Source organism: Rhizobium anhuiense, assembly GCF_003985145.1.
Taxonomy (GTDB): Bacteria; Pseudomonadota; Alphaproteobacteria; order Rhizobiales; family Rhizobiaceae; genus Rhizobium; species Rhizobium anhuiense.
On the sequence record NZ_ML133528.1, the window covers coordinates 161,248 to 179,798 of the forward strand.

The following is an 18,551-nucleotide window of genomic DNA, read 5'->3' on the forward strand; positions in this document are numbered from 1 at the left end:
AACCGCTGCACTGGAGCAGACTGCGCGTTCAGCCGGCGCAAGTCCTGAAGCGGGGCCGAAAAGTTTCCGAAAAGCTGCGAAATCGCGGTATCATTCCCGGCCATGAACACCCAGCACCTTGCCTTCGGCCACTTCGAGTTCATTGCCGAGAACGGATGCCTGTTTCGCGACAATAGGCCTGTCGCTATCGGCGCCCGAGGTGCTTCGCTGCTTGCCGTTCTGCTTTCGGCACAGGGGGGTGTCGTCTCCAAGTCGGCCTTGATGGATGCCGCGTGGCCGGGATTGGCCGTCGAGGAAAGCAATCTTTCCGTTCAGATTGCCGCCCTTCGCAAGCTGCTCGGCCCCGCATCAGACGGCAGCGGATGGATCGTCACGGTTCCGCGGGTCGGCTACAGATTCTCCGGTCCGGTGGAGAGCCGGACCGATGCAGCCGATAGCGGATGGCATGCGCAGACCAGTTCGATCCCGGCGATTGCGGTACTGCCGTTCGAGAATCTCGGCGGCGATGCTGAAAGACAGTATCTGGCCGACGGCATCACCGACGACCTGATCATGGCGCTCGTCCGGTTCAGATGGTTCCGCGTCGCGTCACGTGGGGCGAGTTTCACAAGGAGGAATGGCTCGAGCGATCCGCAATCTATCGCGCACGAACTTGGCGTCGATTTTCTGGTGGATGGAGCTGTTCGGCATGCCGGCGATCGGATACGAATATCGGTGCACCTCGCCGACGTCGCGAAAGGCGCCACCGTCTGGTCCGAACATTACGATCTTCAGGTGGCCGAGGTATTTGCGGTGCAAGACGCCATCGCCGAACGGATTGCAGCGGCGGTCGAGCCCGAGCTGCTGTTGCGCCATGGGCTTCAGGTCGCTCCGCACACCGGCAACATCACTGCCTGGGATCTTGTCCGGCAAGGCACATTCCATTTCCACAAGGTCACGCAGTCCACCCACCTCATGGCCCGGCGATTTTTCCGCGAGGCCACGGAGCTCGATCCCCTGCTGCCGGAGGCGCAGATCTGGCGGGCGCGGGTCAATGCGGGCCTCATTGCCTACGGCTGGACCGATAACCCCGCCGCGGACGGGAAGGAGGGTTTGGATGCGGCGCTGCGCGCGATCTATCTCGACGCGCGAAACCCGTATTCGCACTATGCGCTGGCGATTGTGTCGGCCTATACAGGCAGGGCTGACCAGGCGATCCTCGCAGCGGAACGGTCCATCGAACTCGGTTCGAGTTTCGCGTTGGGCTATCTCGTCCTCGGCATGGCCCGTCTTTTTTCGGGTGATGCCGCCGGTGCGCGCAAGCCCCTGGCTCGCGGCCTCGAACTCAACCCCCATGATCCGCAGAATGGGGTTTGGTTCGGCCTCTTGATGCTTGCATTGTTGTTTTCGGGCGACGTGGAGAGCGCGCTCGAAACGGGGCGTACGGCGTTAAAGGCGCGGCCTGACTGGCCGGCGCTTCTGCGCATTCAGGCGTGTTGCCATGCGGCCGCGGGACATCGTGAGCAGGCTCGCCGCTTTGCTACGGCGGCCAGCGACTTTCCCGAAGCTGCCGGCGATGCGCTTGGTCCTTTCAGAGATGGCAACAAGGAATGGGCCACCCGCCTGGACGAGCTGCTGCGAGAGGCGGAACTTTAGAACGACCGGTTGGCAAAGGCCGCTCAGGATCGGCGCCGAAGAAGCCTGAGGATTTCTACGGTCGGGTGAAAACCGCCGTTCGGTGATGGGAAATTCCAGTCGGGATCGGCTTCATTAGCCGTCGCTCAGTCGCAAAACCTCAAACAAAAGTTAGACTTTCACAACCTGGATCTGCAATAGTGTTGTCTGATCTCTTTCCGTGCAGCGCCTCGCGCCCTATCGCGGACGACGATCTACCGGGTGATGAAGCGGTTGGGTGTCAAGCGCTCAACGCCGTAAGACATGTGGAATCCGGGAGTGTCGATTGATCGATCATCTGTGTGCGTCGAACTGGTTTGGGAAAATCAAATGAAGGAGCGCCTGGTGATTGCTTGCGTGCTCGTTGCCGCCGCCTACATGGCGCTCCCGACAGAAACTCGATTGTCTACCCCTATCAAGCCAGACGGCATCCCACCGGCGAGCGAAACGCCGCCTTCCAGGATCTACAAGGATGCTTCAGGGCGCGAGGCGCATATTGCGACGCCCTTGCTAGACAAATTCTCCTATGCCGGAGATGCCGACCTCTGCATCGAACTACGGGAAATGACAAAATCCAATGCGGATGCCGCAGAAGAGCTTCTAGACGCCTGCGGCAACATTTCAACGGGCAGCGCAGCTGAGATAAGCCAAAAACGTATCTGGTTGGCCATGATCCTTGGCGACGCGGACGAGGAGTATACTTATTCTCTTTCCGACAACGAAACCGATCGAAACAGGCGCGCTGTCCTGGCAATCTCGATGCTGAGAGCCGCACTGGATGCGGCTGCGCCGGATGCTGCGAAAGAAGCCTTCTCTGCTCTCGATAGCCTTTGGATCGCAAATAATGCGAGCGGTGCCTCTACCGGTTATTATCCACCCTTCCTGTTTGGCTCTGCCATGAAAGCTGAATCTGGTGAAGCGCTGTTGGCCCTGTGCCCGCTTGCCGGTCGGACCGACTGCGATAGGTTCGTACCAAGCGGAATGCCCAAGGCTCTGGAAGAGCTTGGGCGCTGGAAATCCAACGAGACCCTGCTGTTGCGTTCTGCAGAACTATTGGAACGTGAACACAAAGGCATCAAAGATCCAGACAAAGAAGCGGAGCTCGACTTTGCTGAGGACTTTTCTGCAACGCTGGGCTATGCCAATGAGCTCAATCCAGGAAACGGAAGCGCTCACGCTAGGCGGGGTGTGAAGCCGCTGGAGGAGTGGCTGAGCAAATTTGAAAACAGCACCGATGAACGTGAATTGCGATACATCTATAGCAAACTTGGCACAGCATACGGACGCATCGCATCGGATACCCAGCAGCGCACAGACGCTGAAAAGGCTGTAAAATTCAATAGTCAGGCATTTGAAATAGCCAGAAAATTAGACAAGGACGGCCCCAGCTGGGAAAACATGGCGAACCTTGGCGATGACACGCTACTCCTAGCCGAACTGAGCCAGCAGGAAGCTGGATTTCAGAAAGCGTTGAAGCTTCATCGTGACGCATACGCGATAACGGAAAAGCAGAATTCGCAAGACGCTTCCGCCTATATGAATATGAAACTTGCGCGGACCCTGCAGCACTATGCAAAGGCAGAGCTTCCTTCGGTTCCGAAAAACGAGAGGATCGCGATGTTGGACGAGGCGGTCAATTTAGCTGAAGGCGTCAAGCCGCTATTCGAACAGACGGGCACATCACTCTACCTTCGAATGACGAACAACGTCCTCGCTGAAGCAAAAGCCCAACTCACCTCGCTCCACCAATCGAAATTGCCTTGACAATCCGGCCTATGAAAAGGCGCCGATGTCTAATTCATGGTTTCCGTTGAAGCGAGGTAATGCATCGTGGAAGCGGCTGATTAATCAAAGTCGTCAAGCGGGATTTTCCGGGCCTGGTAAAGCCTCATCCGATTTGCGGGAGAAATATCCGTTTCACGCATCGAAACGCCCGCCCCTTCTTCAATGCAACCCGCCATTAACTTTCAAGGGTCACAAACGACTTACGGGCCTGTGCGGCTTTATCAACGACGGTATTGCCCGACTTTCTTAATTCCGCCCGAATGAGTTGTGGCGGTCTTCAATCACGGACAGGACGCCGATGCCGTGAAGTTGCCCATTGGTCGCCGGTATCCGGTGACACGAGCAGCAGCCGTGCCGGCTGTTGATTGAAACATGTCGGAGACGATGCGGTTCTCCAAACTGGCCATGAGGGCTCTTCGCACAACAGGAGCCTGTTCATATGCCTCGCGTCCAACCGACCAGACCCCAGGTGGAGATCCTTGTCTGGCTCGCGGTCTTCCTGCTTCTCTTCTGCCTGTCGTGGTTCTTCCACTGGCATGAGGGGCTGGATGCGTTCATCGAGAAGCATCATGACTATCCGCTGGACCACGCGCTCCTTGCCCTGAATATGTCAGGGTTTCTCGGGCTGATCTATTCCGCACTGCGGATCCGTGATCTCTCGAGGGAGGTTCGTCGCAGGCTGCAGGCCGAAAAGAACGTGGATTGGATTGCCTGTCACGACACGCTGACCGAACTGCCGAACCGCAGATTTCTGGAATCCGTCTGCGCGCAGTCGATGAGCGATCAGAGGGCACAAGAGACCTATGCCGTGTTCAGCATCGATCTCGACGGCTTCAAGAAGATCAATGACCTCTTGGGGCACGATCACGGTGATGCGGTGCTGAAGGCCGTTGCGCAACGGCTCTCCTCCCTCTTTCCGCGTGAGCATGTCTTCCGCCTTGGTGGAGACGAGTTTGTCGTTCTGGCGCGGCGCACGGGAAATCCCGATCTTGCCGCCTTGGGGAACCGCATCGTGAGCGTGATCGGCAAGCCCTTCACCTTCAATGGCGTCGCCGTCGACCTCGGCGCCAGTGTCGGCTTCGCGCTTTATCCGGAGAACGGTGATGACCTCAGCCAGGTCATCCGACATTCGGACTGCGCGATGTATGTCGCCAAAAAGCAGGGGCGCGATCTGGTGAAGCCCTTCGTGCCTTCGATGCAGGAAGAGTTGGCGAAACGGATTCGGGTGGAAGCCGATCTGAGAGCCGCCATCAGGAAGGCTGAGATCGTTCCCTACTATCAACCGCTCGTGGACCTGAAGACGAACAAGATTATCGGCTTCGAGGCGCTGGCACGCTGGAAGACCGCTTCCGGCGAATTCATCCCGCCGAACGAATTCATTCCTGTGGCGGAAGAAGCCGGGCTGATCGTCGAATTGACCGACCAACTGCTTCGCCGCGCCTGCACCGACGCGCTGTCCTGGCCAAATGAGCTCGTCCTGTCATTCAACCTATCCCCGATCCAGTTGAGCGACCGGTTGCTGGGCCTCAGAATTCTCAAGATATTGGGCGATGTCGGTCTGCCCGCGCACAGGGTCGAGCTCGAAGTGACCGAAAGCGCCATCATCCAGGACGCCGTCACGGCACGTATCGTGCTCGACGATCTGGTGAACGCCGGTGTCAGGATTGCCCTCGACGACTTTGGAACGGGCTATTCCAGCCTCTCGCAGCTCTCCAACTACCGGTTCGACAAGATCAAGATCGACAGGAGTTTCGTCGCTTCATTCGAAACCAACGACAAGCAGGACAAGGTGATCAAGGCCATCATCGCTCTCGGCGCCGGGCTTGGCGTGACGATAACCGCCGAAGGCATCGAAGAGGAGAGCCAGCTTCAGCGGCTTCAGGATTTGGGCTGCGACATCGGCCAGGGTTATCTGCTCGGCAGGCCAGCCCCGGCCGAGATGCTCGCCGCAGACCATGTCAGCGCCAGACTTTCGCAACGGCGCTGACGGGTCGACGGGTCTTACTTGGAATTCTTTGTCGCGCTGCTTTGTTGGAAATGCTCAACGGCGCCGTCGATATGAAGCCAGTGATGTTTTGATTGCTCAAAGATGGACAGGGCAGGAGCCGGAGATTGCGGGTCTGCCAACGCACCGACGGCAACACCGGTAAAACCTGGCAGGTTGTCGGCCCTCCAATAGACCGTAGACCCGCAGTTCGGGCAAAAATAGTTGCGGATCTTTCCACCGCTTGCGGCTGTCCGGTTAAATTCACGCTGGCTTCCCGAAACGGCGACGGAGTCCGAGGGATAAAACGCACCGACGCCGAATGGACTGCCAGTTCTGCGCTGGCAATCGAAACAATGACATGCAACGACCAATCTTGCCTGCTGCGAGAGTGTAACGGTGAGTCCACCGCAACTACATTGCGCACGGGTCATTCGGAAATCTCCGGATATTTTGGGATAATCGGCAAAGCTTGGCACCAGGACAATACGCCTGGCAGTGCTGCAGTCGCCACTGATGTGGCCGATCAATACAGCAATCTTTGCTCAAACAGGTTATGACAGGACCTGGGAGTTTTCAAGCGCGTGCCTATTCTTGGCGGATGCGAGGTCGGGCATTCCGTCGTTGAATCTATGCAAGGAGCAGCGTCGCGGCGTGTCCTTCGAGGCTTCGCCCTGCGGGCTGCGCGCCGCAGGATGAAGACAATTGGAGTGCCGCGACAAGGTCAGGTGTTCAAGCCGCCGTCCACCGTGAGAATGGTTCCCGTGATGTGCCTTGCAGCCGGGCTCGCGAGGAAAGCCACAGCCGCCGCCACATCTTGCGGCTTGCCGTAACGACCAAGTGGGATCAGCGCACGCTGGAAGTCGGCGAAGTCGCCATCGGCGGGATTCATATCGGTGTCGGTCGAGCCCGGCTGGACCAGGTTTACGGTGATATCGCGAGATCCCAGTTCCCGAGCGAGGCCGCGGGTAAACGAGTGAAGCGCGGATTTTGTCATGAAATAGACCGTACCGGTGTCACCGACGATGCGTTCGGCACCGGCCGAGCCGATCGTGATGACTCGGCCTCCCGCCTGCAGATAGGGAATGGCGGCCTGCGAAGCGAGCAAAGGCGATCGCACATTGACATCCAGCAGCGCATCGATGTGCTCGACGCTGACGTCGGCAATCGCACCGTAAAGCGCGATTGCGGCATTGTTGACGAGAATGTCGAGACCGCCAAGCGCCTGGGCGGCCTCGTCGACCGAACGCTTCACGGCCGCCGGATCGGCACTGTCGGCCTGGATGGCAAGCGCCTTGCGGCTCTTGTGCTCGATCGCCCGGACGACTTCGGCGGCGCGATCGGCCGAACGTTCATAGGTGATGGCGACATCAGCGCCTTTGTCGGCAAGCGCCAATGCGATGGCGGCGCCGATCCCACGCGAGCCACCGGTGACGAGGGCACGCTTACCAGCCAGTTCTGTCATGATCTTCTCTTTCTGTAATGATCGATACATAAATAGCTAGGCGCATTGCCGCGAGGTGTCAACGGGTTTATATAATGATCGATGCAAAAATCGGATGAAAACCGGAAAGTCGATGACAGCCCTGCCCGCAGCCGCGGACGGCCGCGGGCGTTCGATCGGGAAGCAGCCCTCGCCCAGGCGACCCGTCTGTTCTGGATCAAGGGCTTCGAGGCGACCTCGATTGCCGACCTCACCGAGGCGATGGGGATCGGATCGCCGAGTCTCTACGCCGCATTCGGCTCGAAGGAGGCGCTCTATGCCGAAGCGTTGCGCCACTATCGCGAGGACAACGAGGCGCTGGTCTGGGCAGGCTTCTTTTCGGCGGGCACGGCCCGCGAAGCGGTCAAGTCGCTTCTGATGGATTCGGCCGCTGTCCTGACCGGCTGTGTCGTGGATATTCCCCGCGGCTGCATGGTGACGCTGTCTTCGGTCGGCAGTGAGGGCTATGTGGAACTCGGCAAACTCGTGCGAGCTGCCCGCACGGTGACGCTCGACCGCCTGAAGCTGCGCCTGAACCAGGCGATATCAGGAGGCGAAATTCCGGTCTCGACCGACGTCCATGCGCTCGCCCGCTTCATCCAGACCGTTCAGAACGGCATGTCGATCCTGGCCCGTGACGGAGCGAGCCGTAGCGAACTGGAGGCAGTCGCCGAGTTGGCCATGCTGGGTTGGGACACTCGGACCGCGGATGCCGAACGCGGGCAAGGCTGATCGCGTTTCATACATCGCTGCGTGGATGCTCATGTGTCACCTCGGTCAATCGTCTCGGAAGCTTCGGGCGACCACTTCATCAGCGCTAGAGCGGTTCACCTTCTCATGGAAACGCCGAACCGCTCTAACTTTTTGTTTTTACACAATTCCGAACGGAAAACCGCTTCGCACTTTTCCTGGAATTGCTCTAGCCTGAGACGCCACGTCTTCAAGACGAGTAATGGCTACAGGACGGCATAACCGTCGAGCTAGTCTCTTCTCACGCCAAATTTCGTACGAAGTCCTGAGTCGCTCCCCGGCACATTCCAATCCCGTGGAATCCTCTGGCTCGACCGAGGTCGATCTGGCGGGATTTTCCGGAAAGTCACGGGAGGCGGTTGCTTTTGCATTCTTTATCAGCCATTCTAGAATGAGCGATAAAGAATCGGAGCGACTATGGGCCGGACGCGGGAATTCGATGAGGAGGCGGTGCTGACGGGGGCGATGCACATCTTTCGCAAGCAGGGCTATCAAGGCGCATCAATCCGGGACCTCGAGGAGGCGACGGGCCTCAAAGGCGGCAGCATCTATCACTCGTTCGGCGACAAGGCCGGCCTCTTCGACGCAGCGTTCGGACACTACCACCGGATTGTCCTGGAAGGGCGGATCGCGCGATATGCGCCGCCAGGGAGCGGACTTCAAGGCTTGCGCGAACTGTTCCTTTCACTCCTGCACGAGCCCGACGACGGCTCCCTCGGCTGCCTGATCACAAACACGGCGGTGGAATTCGGCGGTGGTGTCCAACCGCATCCCCGTGTCGAGGCCGCGCTCGGTCTCCTCCGCACCACATTCGGCTCGAGGCTTACCGAGGCGTCGACCTTCGCTCGGGATGCCGATGGCGCCAAGGCGACGAGGACAGCCATCCGCCTTCTTGCCCTCTATCAGGGCCTCCTCGTGCTCATTCGCGGCGGCGAAGACAAGACCGGCCTGCGGCAGGCAATAGAAGACGAATTCAATCAACTGGAGACGCTGTCATGACACCTGAGGCGCTATGGAATCGATATGCAGCCATCTGGTCGCTGGATGCTGCCGCTCGCGAGCCGGAAATGTTGGCTTGCCTCGCTGACGATGTGACCTATTGCGATCCGAATGGAGCGATCGCGGGACGAACCGGTCTCTCGGCTTACATGGCCGGATTTCAGGAGAGCGTACCGGGAGGCCGGTTCAAGATATTGAGCGTTCTCCATCATAATGAACGTTCGCTGGCACGCTGGGCACTGCGCCGGGAAGACGACATGGTCTTGCAGACAGGCACCAGCTTCGGAGTGATTTCCGATGGCCGGCTCGGCGCGATCACCGGCTTCTTCGATCCTCTGGCGCCACAGCCGCATGAGTAGCGAGGCGACACGCAGGCTGGCGCTCGACTTTGCGGGCCAGATCGCTCCAGCCGGCTCCATCGATGTCCGACGCTTCTTCGGCGGATCCGCTCTGGTCCGAAACGGCGCGCAATTCGGATTCGTCATGAAGGGCATCTTGTATCTCCGCGTCGACGATGCGATGCGCGCGGAGTTCGAGGCCGATGGTTCCGAACCGTTCAGCTACCGAGCGGCCGGCCGGGAGGTGACGGTTCGCCGCTACTACGCAGTCCCGGCCCATGTGATCGATGATCCCGCATTGCTGCACGCGTACTCGCAGCGGGCATTGCACGCTACGCCCACGGCCGGCCACAAACTCTCCGACACGATGCTCGCTTTCAACCCATCTGACTAATGCCGATGCCAGGCCCGGCCTTCGCCGGATCGAGCCTGAGCGTCAAATCTCTCCCGCCGAGGGTCCCCAGACATCCGTCAGGGCGAAGCCGTTCGGATGCGGGTCGAAGGGGTCGAGGGCCACCTGGGTCAGGCCGAAGGTGAAGCCGCGGCCGGTGATGGTGGGGATGACCGCCGGGCGGCCGGCCACCTCGGTCACCGCCTGTAGCCCGACCTCGAATTCCGAGCCGATGATCGATTTCGAGGTGAAGGTGTCGCCGACCTTGGCCTTGCCGCGGGCATAAAGGGTGGCAAGATTGGCGGAATTGCCGGTGCCGCAAGGCGAACGGTCGGCCCGGCCGGGCCACATGGTGGTGCAGGTGCGCACCGTGCCGTCGGCTTCGGTATCGCGGAACATGACATAGGCGACGCCTGATATCGCCGGGATCTCGGGATGGACGACCTTGATGTCGCGGTTGATCAGCTCCTTGAGGATCATGCCGGCCTGGACGAGGCCGGCGGCATTGGCCTTCTCGATCGTCAGGCCGATCTGGCCGACATCAACAAGGGCATAGAAAATGCCGCCATAGCAGATATCGGCCTTGATCCTTCCCCAATGCGGCGTGTCGACGCCGACATCGAGCTCATGCACGAAGGAGGGCACCATGGTGAGCTTGACCTTCTCGCAGCGCCCGTCGCGGCAGGTTGCCGTCGCCTTGACGAGGCCGGCGGCGGTTTCGAGCGTGACGATCGTTTCCGGCTCCTGCATCTCGACGATGCCGGATTCGAGCAGGGCGGTGGTGACGCAGATCGAATTCGAGCCGGAGCTCGCATGCGCCTGGTCGGGCTGCAGGATGACGAAGGCGGCATCCGCGTCAGGATGCCGCGCCGGCAGCAGCAGATTGACCGAGCCGATCGGCGCGCCGCGCGGCTCCAGGCAGAGGAAGCGGCGAAGCTCATCGCCCTTCGGATCGGTGTTCAGCCAATGCAGCTGGGCGGCGATGGTGTCGCCCGGGATTTTCGGCACGCCGCCGATCGCCACGCGGCCGATTTCGCCCTCGGCATGGACATCCAGCAGCTGGATTGTGCGCTTCCATCTCATATCGAAAACTCCAGTTCGGACGTGACGGGTGACGCCGCCATCGACGCGGATCGTTCCAAGTTAATACCGGTCTATGCGGAACGGGGTCAAATCGACGGATGGTTTCGCCCCGGTCACCATATCGGCGATCACAAGCGCTGTCGTTGCCGAAAGGGTCAGGCCGAGATGGCCGTGGCCGGTCGCATAGAAAACACCCGGCATCTTCGAGGACGGCGAAATGATCGGGATCGTATCGGGCAGCGCCGGGCGATGACCCATCCATTCCGTCGCCTCCTCGACCTTCAGGCCGGGCAGCGCACGCTGGGCATGGCGCACCAGCACCCGGGGGCGGCGGAAATCCGGAGCCGCGTCGAGACCGGCGAGTTCGACATTGCCGCCGACCCGGATGCCGCCCGCCGTCGGCGTCACCATGAAGGCGCGATGCGGCCAGATCACCGAATAGCGCATGGAGATGCCGGGCTTCATGATCTGGGTGTGATAGCCGCGTTCGGTTTCGAGCGGGATCGGCTCGCCGAGGTTTTCGGCGAGGAAACGGGTGTGGACGCCTGCGGCAAGCACAACCGAACCGGCCTCGATGCGCCTGCCATCCTCGAGGAGAATGACTGATGTGCCATCGCCCCGGCGCTCGATATTCCTCACCCCGCCGGAAACGAAGGCAGCACCGGCGGCCAGGGCGGCCTCGGTCAATTTGACCACCAGCCTGTAGGGATCGCGGATCGACTTATTGTCGGGGAGCAGCACGGCTTTGGCGATCGCCGGTGATAGTGCGGGTTCGTAATATTGGATGGCGCCGTTGCTCAAGACCTCGTATTCGAGGCCGTAGCGCTGCATCATGGCGAGGTGGCCGCGATCGGCTGCAAATTCCGCCTCGGTCTCGTAGATCGCCAGGCATCCTTCCTCGGTCATCAATTCAGGCGCGCCGATCGCCTGCAACATCTGCCTGAAATCGCCGAGCGCACGGTTCGACAGGCTCATGCCGGCATCCTCGATCGCTCTCAGCCGCGAGGGCCGGCCGGCGGCGAGGAAGCGCAGGAACCAGGGCAGCATTTTTGCCGCATAGGAGGGCCGCAGCCAGACCGGGCCTTCCGGATCGAGCAGCCAGCCGGGGATCTTCTTCCAGGTCGAGGGGCCGGAACCGGCGGCAAAATCCAGCGCGATGCTCGCCATATTGCCGAAAGAGGTGCCGCGTCCCGGCTCGCCCTTGTCGATCAGCGTCACCGCCAGGCCCCGCCGCTGCAGCTCGAAGGCGATCGAGGCGCCGATCACGCCCGCGCCGACGACAACCACGCTCTTCTTCGTCTCATCCGCCATGAATCAACCCATCGCACGGCAGACAGGATTGCCGTCGCGACTCTGATATATCAGATCTTCGATGATGCCTATGGAATTTTTACTGGCTTTCGGGGAGACCGGCACCGACGCTGTCGCCGACCGAACCGACGGTATTGTTCATCGACTGGCCGAGACGTTTCAGCTGGGCGTCGTAGTTGCGCCGGGTGCGCGGATCGAAGATCGCGATCGGCGTGCTGACGGCGACGCTGACGGCACTTCCGGCGGTCTGGGCAGCGCCCATCGCCACCGCGCCGACGGCTTCGCCGAGCCCGACATTGGAATCGGTGATCGTCTGGCCGGCAATCAGCCGGTCGCCGATCAGCTTTACCACTTCGGGGCTTTCGGCGAACTTGCCGTGGTTCAGCCGGTCGCCGCCCTTGAGCTTGGTGAGGTCGAGCACGGTGATGCCGGCCGCCTCGAGCTTGCTGCGATAGGGCTCGGCGGAGGGATCGATCTGGCCGAGGCGATCGACATTGCCGGAGATGCGCCGCGACAGCGCCAGAGCCCGGTCGTCCTGCGAGACGAAGATGGTGAAGTGCGGCTTCTCCTTGCCGAGACTTGCGAACTGGCGGCCGAAGACGTCGACATCGAGATCGGGCGAAGCGAGGATGACGTTGTTGATCTTCGAAGCGACGTGACCGTTGCGGATCGCCATCTGCCTGAGCGCCTCGACGGTGAGCCACGTGCCCATCGAATGGGCCATGATGGTGACGTCGCTGACGGCGGGATTGGCGGCGGTGCGGGTCAGCAGCTCCTCCAGCGCGTCGCGGGAATAATTGGTGCTTTCCTTGTCGTAATTATAATCAAAGATGCTGGCGCGCGACGGCCAGGTGAAGACGACCGGCGCGACGTCGGCATGCGAATCATGGACGATCTGTGCGAAGCGGTAGACGGCGTCCTCATACCGATTGTTGAAGCCGTGGACGAAGACCAGCACCCGCCGGCTCTTCGGCATGTGGCTCTTCAGCCAGGTCTCGCCTGCCCGCTCGCCTTCCAGCGGATCGACGGAAACGGTGACGAAATCGCGCAGCGGATCGGCCGGCAGCCGATTTGGCCATTGCACCTGGCCGACCTTGCGATTGGCGTCCGGCGGAATGGAGACGTCGACGGCATTGACGGCGAGCCCGGTGCCGCGTTCGCCGGAGAACAGCACGGCGGGATTGTCATCGGCAGCCCGCGTCGTCGCGACGAGCAGATCGACCTTCGAGGTGCCCGGCGGCACGCTGCCGGCCGCCTGCATGACACCGACCGGCCTGCCGCCGCAGCCGGAAAGCGCCATGATTGCCACCAGAAGACCTGTCAGAGCCGCACGCGAGCCGCGCCTTTTGCCGATCATGACCAAACTCCAATCGGTTCACGCACCGGACAGGCGGCGCCCGTTCAAATAGTCCGACGAGGCTTGCCGAGTCAAACCGCGCGGGCTGGAAGCCTTTTGTTTGCGCAATCCCGGACCCGGACCGCGGCGCAGTTTTGCGGGCTTGCTCTTGAACTTTCTGCCGTCCACGGCGTTTTTCCCGATCGCATTCAATCGATGGATCACGGTGATGAAATTGCTCGGGATCACATGCTTATCGACGTTGGTGCTGATGCCTTCGCTCGGCTCGACCGAGACGCTCGGCGAGGCCGAGATCCGCCGCGATATCATCGGCAGGACGGTCTACCTCTCCACCCCGCTCGGCGGCGAACTGCCGCTGATCTTCCGCTCCTCCGGCAAGGTCGACGGCAACGGCAAGGCGATCGGTCTCGGCCGCTATTTCAAGCCCAGCGATAGCGGCAGATGGTGGATCGACGCCAACCGCCTCTGCCAGAAATTCCAGAGCTGGAATAAGGGCAGGCCGATGTGCTTCGCACTCGAACGCACTGGCGCCAACAAGGTCAAATGGACCCGGGATAACGGCAGGACCGGCGTGGCACGGATCGGCAATTGATCGATTTCGATGGGGAAACGAAAAAAGCCCGACGCGGGAGGAGGTGCGCCGGGCTCTTGATCCTGACTGACAACTGGGAGGAGGAGTGTTGTCAGTCCGATGTAAGAGCGCTGGGAGGAGGAGTGCGCTGCTTACGAAGATAGTAATACCCAATTCTTTTGATCGGGAATAGCGAAAATACCGCAATGCAGCAATGCAATCAGCGCATGGCTTGCCTCTAAAATAACAGGCCAGCGCCTCATTTTACGGCATGTTTGACCATGTGGTCAAAATTCTGCCGAAAATTGCGGCCTGGGAGATCGGCGAGGCTGGACCCTCATCCGCCTGCCGGCACCGACCGGGGTCGAGCCACTGGTCTCGACCCGTCCTTCGGACCCCCCGCAAACGGGGCGAAGGGGATATACCGCGCCCTCTCCATTCCCACCTCGGCTCTCGCATGGCAGGTCCCCTCGCCCCGTTTTTACGGGGAGAGGGTTACGGTGAGTGGCAGCCACCGGGTGCAAATCAAGCCGCCTTGAACACCCTCCGACCCTCGGCATCGAGAGCCGAGAATTCCTCGTCCGACAGCGTGATATCAACCGCCGCAACGTTTTCCTCGAGATGCTTGACCTTTGAGGTGCCGGGGATCGGCAGCATGACCGGGCTGCGCTTCAGCACCCAGGCGAGCGCGATCTGGCTGGGGGCGGCATTGTGCTTTCTGGCGATCGTATCGAGCAGCGAACCCGGCTTGGCGAGATCGCCGGCGGCGAGCGGATACCACGGGATGAAACCGATATTGTGCTTGGCGCAATAATCGAGCACGTCCTCGCTGGTGCGGTCGACGAGATTGTAGCGGTTCTGGACGGTCGCGACCTTGAAGTGCTTCGACGCCGCTTCGATGTCGGCAACCGACACTTCGCTCAGCCCCGCATGGCGGATGAGGCCGGCATCGAGCAGCGATTTGATCGCGTCGAACTGTTCCTTGGCCGGCACTTTCGGATCGATGCGGTGCAACTGCCAGAGATCGATCTGCTCGACACCGAGATTACGCAGGCTCTTATGCGCCTGCTGGATCAGATATTCCGGACGTCCGACGGGCAGCCAGATGTTCGGGCCGTGGCGGGTGAGCCCGCCCTTGGTGGCGACGACGGACTTGGCGGCATAGGGATGCAGTGCCTCCTTGATCAGCCATTCGGAAATATCGGGGCCGTAGGAATCGGCCGTATCGATGAAGTTGACGCCAAGCTCCGGCAGCCGCTTCAGCGTGCGGATAGATTCGGCATGATCGGCGGGCTCGCCCCAGATTCCGTCACCGGTGACGCGCATGGCGCCGTATCCGAGACGGTTGACCTCGATCTCGCCGCCGATCTTGAAGGTGCCTGACTTGGCTGCGTTGTAACTGGACATGGTCTTTCCTCTCTTGGGTCAATAGATCACTGAAAGTCGATGAAACGGTCGGAGATGCCTGGGCTTTTGGGATGCCTTCGAGCGCGAATGCGCCCTGATCGAAAGGAATGCCGGCATGGTGATGACCCGCCCATCGAGATGATGAATGAGAATGTGGTCGCTGCGACGCTTGCACATATAGGATGGCACTGCAGGGATAACAGTGACGGCGATGAAAACATTGCCGTCGGACGGACGCGCAGCGCGTACAGGCGACTGCGAGGCGCCCTACGTCAAAGCCTGGTCTTCGCCTGGTCGCCGAACTCCGCCAGCATTTTCCAAAGCTCGGCGAAGATCTCATGCGCGAAATCCTGCGGCGAGGCGCCTGCCGGGCGCTGCTGCCAGAGTTCGCCGCCGACGCGCAGCGCGCCGATGACGATTGCCGCCAGGACGCGCATCCGCGACCGCTGCTCCGAGTCATTTCCCCTGCGCAGCAGCAGCGCCTCGGCGAGCTTCTGTTCGAGCTTGGCGTATTTCAGCTGGTCGCGGGCTTTCAGCGCCGGCGTGCAACGGATGAGTTCGCCGAGCGCCAGGCCACGCTCGTCGACGGAAGCGATGACGGTTGTGGTGATCGCGGCCTCGACCGCCTCGACGGAGGATTCCTCTGCAGGCCTTGCGGCGATTTCCGCCATCAGCCGATCGGCAAAGCTATCCTGCCAGGCGAAAACCACCTCTTCCTTGGAGGGGAAATAGTCGAAGAAACTGCGCTTGGAGACATCAGCCGCCTCGGTGATGTCTTCGATCGTCGTGGCGTCGAAGCCGCGCTGGAGAAAGAGGGCCATCGCCGCGTTTTCGATGCGCTCGCGCGTCTGCCGCCGCTTGCGTTCCCGCCGGCCCTCCCCTGTCTCCGTCCGCTTGCTCTCAGCCATTCCTGCCCGGCATCACAGCTCAGCCGCCGGTTTCGTTGGAAAAAGCGGCGACATCGTCGATTTCGGTCTCGCTGTTGCGATAGCTGAAGCGCTCGCGCGACAGTTCCAGCGGCTTACGGCGCGAAATCCTGTAAACGGAGGCCGGCGGCAGGTTGCGTACCGTGCCGCCGATGCGCACCGCCTTCAGGCCGAGACGGTCGAGGATCGGCCGCGGCACCGGGCAGCGCGGACCGTAGGTAAATTGATAGACCGCCCCGCCCGGCCGCATATAGGCGAAGGCGCCGGCCATGATCGAGGCGATCTTGCGCGGCGACATGGAGAGCAGCGGCAGGCCGCTGACGACAGCGCCAACCGGTTCGCCGTCGAAAATATCGGCATGAGCGAGCTGGGCCGCGTCCATCTGCAACACACGCGCCGTGGGGAAACGCGCCTGCAGAGAGTTTATGAACTCCGGACCGTATTCGATCAGCGTCAGATCCGCCTCACTGACGCCGCGCGCCAAAAGCGCCCGGGTGAAGACGCCGGTGCCCGGGCCGAGCTCGATGATCGGCCCGTCGAGTGCGGCAATTTCACTGGTCATGATCCTGGCCAGCGAATCGCCCGACGGCGCGATGGCCGCGACGCGAAGCGGATTGCTGATCCAGGAGCGGAAAAAATGCAGGAAATCGGAGCATGCGGCCTTTGCGGTCATGACTATCCCACCTGTCTGAAATTCGATTGATTATGAAAAGCGACCATCGCGGCGAGCATGGCAATTCCAAGGCAGACAGGTCAATCGCTCTTCGATGCGGCTTATTGCAGCGCCGGCATCCAATATTGTTTGATTCTGTACTTATTGCATTTTTGCATTTGATGCAAGATATGGGCGTGACCGTTGCGGAAGGCCATGTCGTGGGCTGGGGTCCCGCCCCTCATCCGCCTGCCGGCACCGACCGGGGTCGAGCCACGGGTCTCGACCCGTCCTTCGGACCCCCGCAAACGGGGCGAAGGGACCATGCCGCGACCTCTCCGTTCCCACTAACCTTTCGCGGGGCACGTCCCCTCGCCCCGCGAGCGGCGAGAGGGTTGGGGTGAGGGGCAGCCACAAGCGCGAACAGGAGGACTACCGCACTGGCCTCAGTAGTTGCAACTGGAACTGCTCGTCGGGTTGAAGCCGAGCTTGCAATCCATGTTCAACGGCTTCTTCGGGTTCATCATATAATGGGTCGAGCCCGTGGTGTCCGAGGCGCGCGCGCCGATCGAACCGGTCGTGCGCCGGTCGCGCTCAACCCTGGTTTCCTGGCCGGCAACCGGACGCGTGGCTGCACCCTGCTCCGTCGCGCTCGACTGGAGGGGAGCTGCCGTGACCGAGAAAGCGGAAAGGCCGAGCATTGCGCCGAAGGCAGCGGCCATCAGGCAGTTCTTGAACGTGGTGGTCATCATCGTCTCCTTGGGAGGATTCAGGGAATTTGCGCCCCGGAGTTAGGAAGGCGATCTGTCACATACTACGGCGCCGAAACAGAGGTCACGGATATGTGAGTGGCACGCCGAGCAAGAAAAAGGCGGCTCGTCGCCGCCTCTTTCCTGTGCCGGCTCAATAGCCGTTATCACACGGCATGCTGCCGGGGCCGATCGATCCAGAAAACTTAGGGTTGCACATTTCCGGGGCTGCCGGCCTGTTCACCGGCTCGCGGATAATGGAGCCCGTGGTGCCGGCTTCGACGCCGAAGGCGGCCAGCGGATACCAATAGCCATCGGAATGGCGGCGGGTGCCGGGGCGTTCGGTGCGGAAGCCCTGATAACCATGCCAGGATCCGGCATGTGGTTTATATTGCACCGTTTTTACCTCCGAAATACCGGGCGGGAAAGCCGTCTGGACGGGAGCCGCCTGCACTGATGCAATCGAGGCGACGGCGAGAAGGGTGGCGAGCGCGGCGGTGGAAGGGGCAAGTCTGAGCATTTTCATGATAAACCCTCCTTACTGGATTTATCTCGGGAGAATGCCTTCCCCACCGGCGGAGTTCCGTGGCTCACATGCAATTCCAAAACTCGTGATTGCAGGCGATCCGGCGTGACTAAATCGCCGAAAAACGTGAAAAGTCGCGATCAGAAGAGGAGCTCAAAGAGCAGCCGGGCTGCAACGTGAATTCTCTGTTCTCAATTCGCGTATAATGTCCGGTAGCCCTGGCCGGAGAGGCAGGCGACATATTGACGATGGGCGGCGGCGCGCGCCGTGGTTTCCGCCTCAAGTTCATCGGCCCCGGCATAACCGGTCAGCTGGGCGCGCAGCTGATACTGCTTCCGCGCCTCGTTATACATAGCGTTGCCGTCGGTCATGCAAATGCCGTGCGCAACAGAAGGCGGGTTGACCGGCACGCCGACTGCCAGGAGCACGGGATCATTGGCATGGTCGACACAGCCGGCAAGCGCCGTCATCATCGCCAGGGCAGCCAGAGCCCGAAAAATTCCCACCATCATGCATTCCTCCGGCCGAAGCGCCTCTGAGATCATCAGAGCTGCGGATACATCAGGAAGGTTGCGCGAAACTAGGC

At 61.0% G+C, this 18,551-nt stretch carries 19 protein-coding genes; 8 read left to right on the forward strand and 11 right to left on the reverse strand.

All coding sequences use genetic code 11. The annotated features are described in order from the left end of the window. The first annotated feature begins 102 nt into the window (after window positions 1-102). The 3 genes from EEQ99_RS20700 (at window position 103) to EEQ99_RS20710 (ending at window position 5,425) form a co-directional block, all read left to right on the forward strand. Complete coding sequence (locus EEQ99_RS20700) at window positions 103-1,635, forward strand: winged helix-turn-helix domain-containing protein (protein ID WP_127431008.1); 1,533 nt, start codon at window positions 103-105, stop codon at window positions 1,633-1,635. A gap of 348 nt (window positions 1,636-1,983) precedes the next feature. Further along, on the forward strand, window positions 1,984-3,417 hold the full coding sequence (locus tag EEQ99_RS20705) for a hypothetical protein (protein ID WP_047617107.1): 1,434 nt from the start codon (window positions 1,984-1,986) through the stop codon (window positions 3,415-3,417). Window positions 3,418-3,877: 460 nt separating this feature from the next. Beyond that, the gene (locus EEQ99_RS20710; protein ID WP_127431009.1) at window positions 3,878-5,425 is read left to right on the forward strand and encodes a putative bifunctional diguanylate cyclase/phosphodiesterase; all 1,548 of its coding nucleotides are present in this window, start codon (window positions 3,878-3,880) and stop codon (window positions 5,423-5,425) included. 14 nt (window positions 5,426-5,439) lie between these two features. Here the strand turns inward: EEQ99_RS20710 and EEQ99_RS20715 are convergent, their stop codons facing one another. Further along, a complete protein-coding gene (locus tag EEQ99_RS20715; RefSeq protein ID WP_127431010.1) occupies window positions 5,440-5,856 on the reverse strand; it encodes a GFA family protein in 417 nt (138 codons plus the stop codon). Window positions 5,857-6,146: 290 nt separating this feature from the next. Next, window positions 6,147-6,887 (reverse strand): SDR family NAD(P)-dependent oxidoreductase, encoded by a 741-nt coding sequence (locus EEQ99_RS20720; RefSeq protein WP_127431011.1) that lies wholly within the window; start codon window positions 6,885-6,887, stop codon window positions 6,147-6,149. An 81-nt stretch (window positions 6,888-6,968) separates the two neighbouring features. Here EEQ99_RS20720 and EEQ99_RS20725 point away from each other — a divergent pair, with 81 nt between their 5' ends. The 4 genes from EEQ99_RS20725 (at window position 6,969) to EEQ99_RS20740 (ending at window position 9,386) form a co-directional block, all read left to right on the forward strand. Then, window positions 6,969-7,637, forward strand: coding sequence for a TetR/AcrR family transcriptional regulator (locus tag EEQ99_RS20725; protein WP_127431012.1), 669 nt, complete (start codon window positions 6,969-6,971; stop codon window positions 7,635-7,637). Between the two features lie 435 nt (window positions 7,638-8,072). Then, on the forward strand, window positions 8,073-8,654 hold the full coding sequence (locus EEQ99_RS20730; protein ID WP_048338232.1) for a TetR/AcrR family transcriptional regulator: 582 nt from the start codon (window positions 8,073-8,075) through the stop codon (window positions 8,652-8,654). Then, window positions 8,651-9,013, forward strand: coding sequence for a nuclear transport factor 2 family protein (locus EEQ99_RS20735; protein ID WP_028756129.1), 363 nt, complete (start codon window positions 8,651-8,653; stop codon window positions 9,011-9,013). The genes EEQ99_RS20730 and EEQ99_RS20735 overlap by 4 nt, the downstream gene beginning before the upstream one ends. Further along, on the forward strand, window positions 9,006-9,386 hold the full coding sequence (locus EEQ99_RS20740) for a TfoX/Sxy family protein (RefSeq protein ID WP_127431013.1): 381 nt from the start codon (window positions 9,006-9,008) through the stop codon (window positions 9,384-9,386). Before EEQ99_RS20735 ends, EEQ99_RS20740 begins: the two co-directional genes overlap by 8 nt. Window positions 9,387-9,428: 42 nt before the next feature. Here EEQ99_RS20740 and EEQ99_RS20745 read toward each other — a convergent pair whose 3' ends face one another. The 3 genes from EEQ99_RS20745 to EEQ99_RS20755 form a co-directional block, all read right to left on the reverse strand. Then, window positions 9,429-10,466: a 4-hydroxyproline epimerase gene (locus EEQ99_RS20745; protein WP_028756127.1), complete on the reverse strand. Its 1,038-nt coding sequence runs from the start codon at window positions 10,464-10,466 to the stop codon at window positions 9,429-9,431. A 60-nt stretch (window positions 10,467-10,526) separates the two neighbouring features. Then, window positions 10,527-11,777 carry an NAD(P)/FAD-dependent oxidoreductase gene (locus EEQ99_RS20750; protein WP_127431014.1) on the reverse strand — a complete coding sequence of 417 codons (1,251 nt, stop codon included), beginning with the start codon at window positions 11,775-11,777 and terminating at the stop codon, window positions 10,527-10,529. Between the two features lie 79 nt (window positions 11,778-11,856). After that, on the reverse strand, window positions 11,857-13,134 hold the full coding sequence (locus tag EEQ99_RS20755) for an alpha/beta hydrolase (RefSeq protein WP_127431015.1): 1,278 nt from the start codon (window positions 13,132-13,134) through the stop codon (window positions 11,857-11,859). A 208-nt stretch (window positions 13,135-13,342) separates the two neighbouring features. On the opposite strand from EEQ99_RS20755, the gene EEQ99_RS20760 reads away from it, so the two are divergent. Next, on the forward strand, window positions 13,343-13,726 hold the full coding sequence (locus EEQ99_RS20760; protein ID WP_028755437.1) for a hypothetical protein: 384 nt from the start codon (window positions 13,343-13,345) through the stop codon (window positions 13,724-13,726). 504 nt (window positions 13,727-14,230) lie between these two features. On the opposite strand, the gene EEQ99_RS20765 is transcribed toward EEQ99_RS20760, so the two are convergent. The 6 genes from EEQ99_RS20765 to EEQ99_RS20790 all read right to left on the reverse strand — a co-directional run bounded on the left by EEQ99_RS20765 (window position 14,231) and on the right by EEQ99_RS20790 (window position 18,477). Then, the gene (locus EEQ99_RS20765) at window positions 14,231-15,112 is read right to left on the reverse strand and encodes an aldo/keto reductase (RefSeq protein ID WP_048338230.1); all 882 of its coding nucleotides are present in this window, start codon (window positions 15,110-15,112) and stop codon (window positions 14,231-14,233) included. Window positions 15,113-15,384: 272 nt separating this feature from the next. Further along, window positions 15,385-16,020, reverse strand: a complete 636-nt coding sequence (locus EEQ99_RS20770) for a TetR family transcriptional regulator (protein WP_127431016.1) — start codon at window positions 16,018-16,020, stop codon at window positions 15,385-15,387. A gap of 19 nt (window positions 16,021-16,039) precedes the next feature. Continuing rightward, a complete protein-coding gene (locus tag EEQ99_RS20775) occupies window positions 16,040-16,711 on the reverse strand; it encodes a class I SAM-dependent methyltransferase (protein ID WP_127431017.1) in 672 nt (223 codons plus the stop codon). A gap of 425 nt (window positions 16,712-17,136) precedes the next feature. Then, window positions 17,137-17,439 (reverse strand): hypothetical protein, encoded by a 303-nt coding sequence (locus tag EEQ99_RS20780; protein ID WP_127431018.1) that lies wholly within the window; start codon window positions 17,437-17,439, stop codon window positions 17,137-17,139. A gap of 154 nt (window positions 17,440-17,593) precedes the next feature. Next, complete coding sequence (locus tag EEQ99_RS20785; RefSeq protein ID WP_127431019.1) at window positions 17,594-17,965, reverse strand: cell surface protein; 372 nt, start codon at window positions 17,963-17,965, stop codon at window positions 17,594-17,596. A 191-nt stretch (window positions 17,966-18,156) separates the two neighbouring features. Then, on the reverse strand, window positions 18,157-18,477 hold the full coding sequence (locus EEQ99_RS20790) for a hypothetical protein (protein WP_127431020.1): 321 nt from the start codon (window positions 18,475-18,477) through the stop codon (window positions 18,157-18,159). Between the last annotated feature and the right edge of the window lie 74 nt (window positions 18,478-18,551).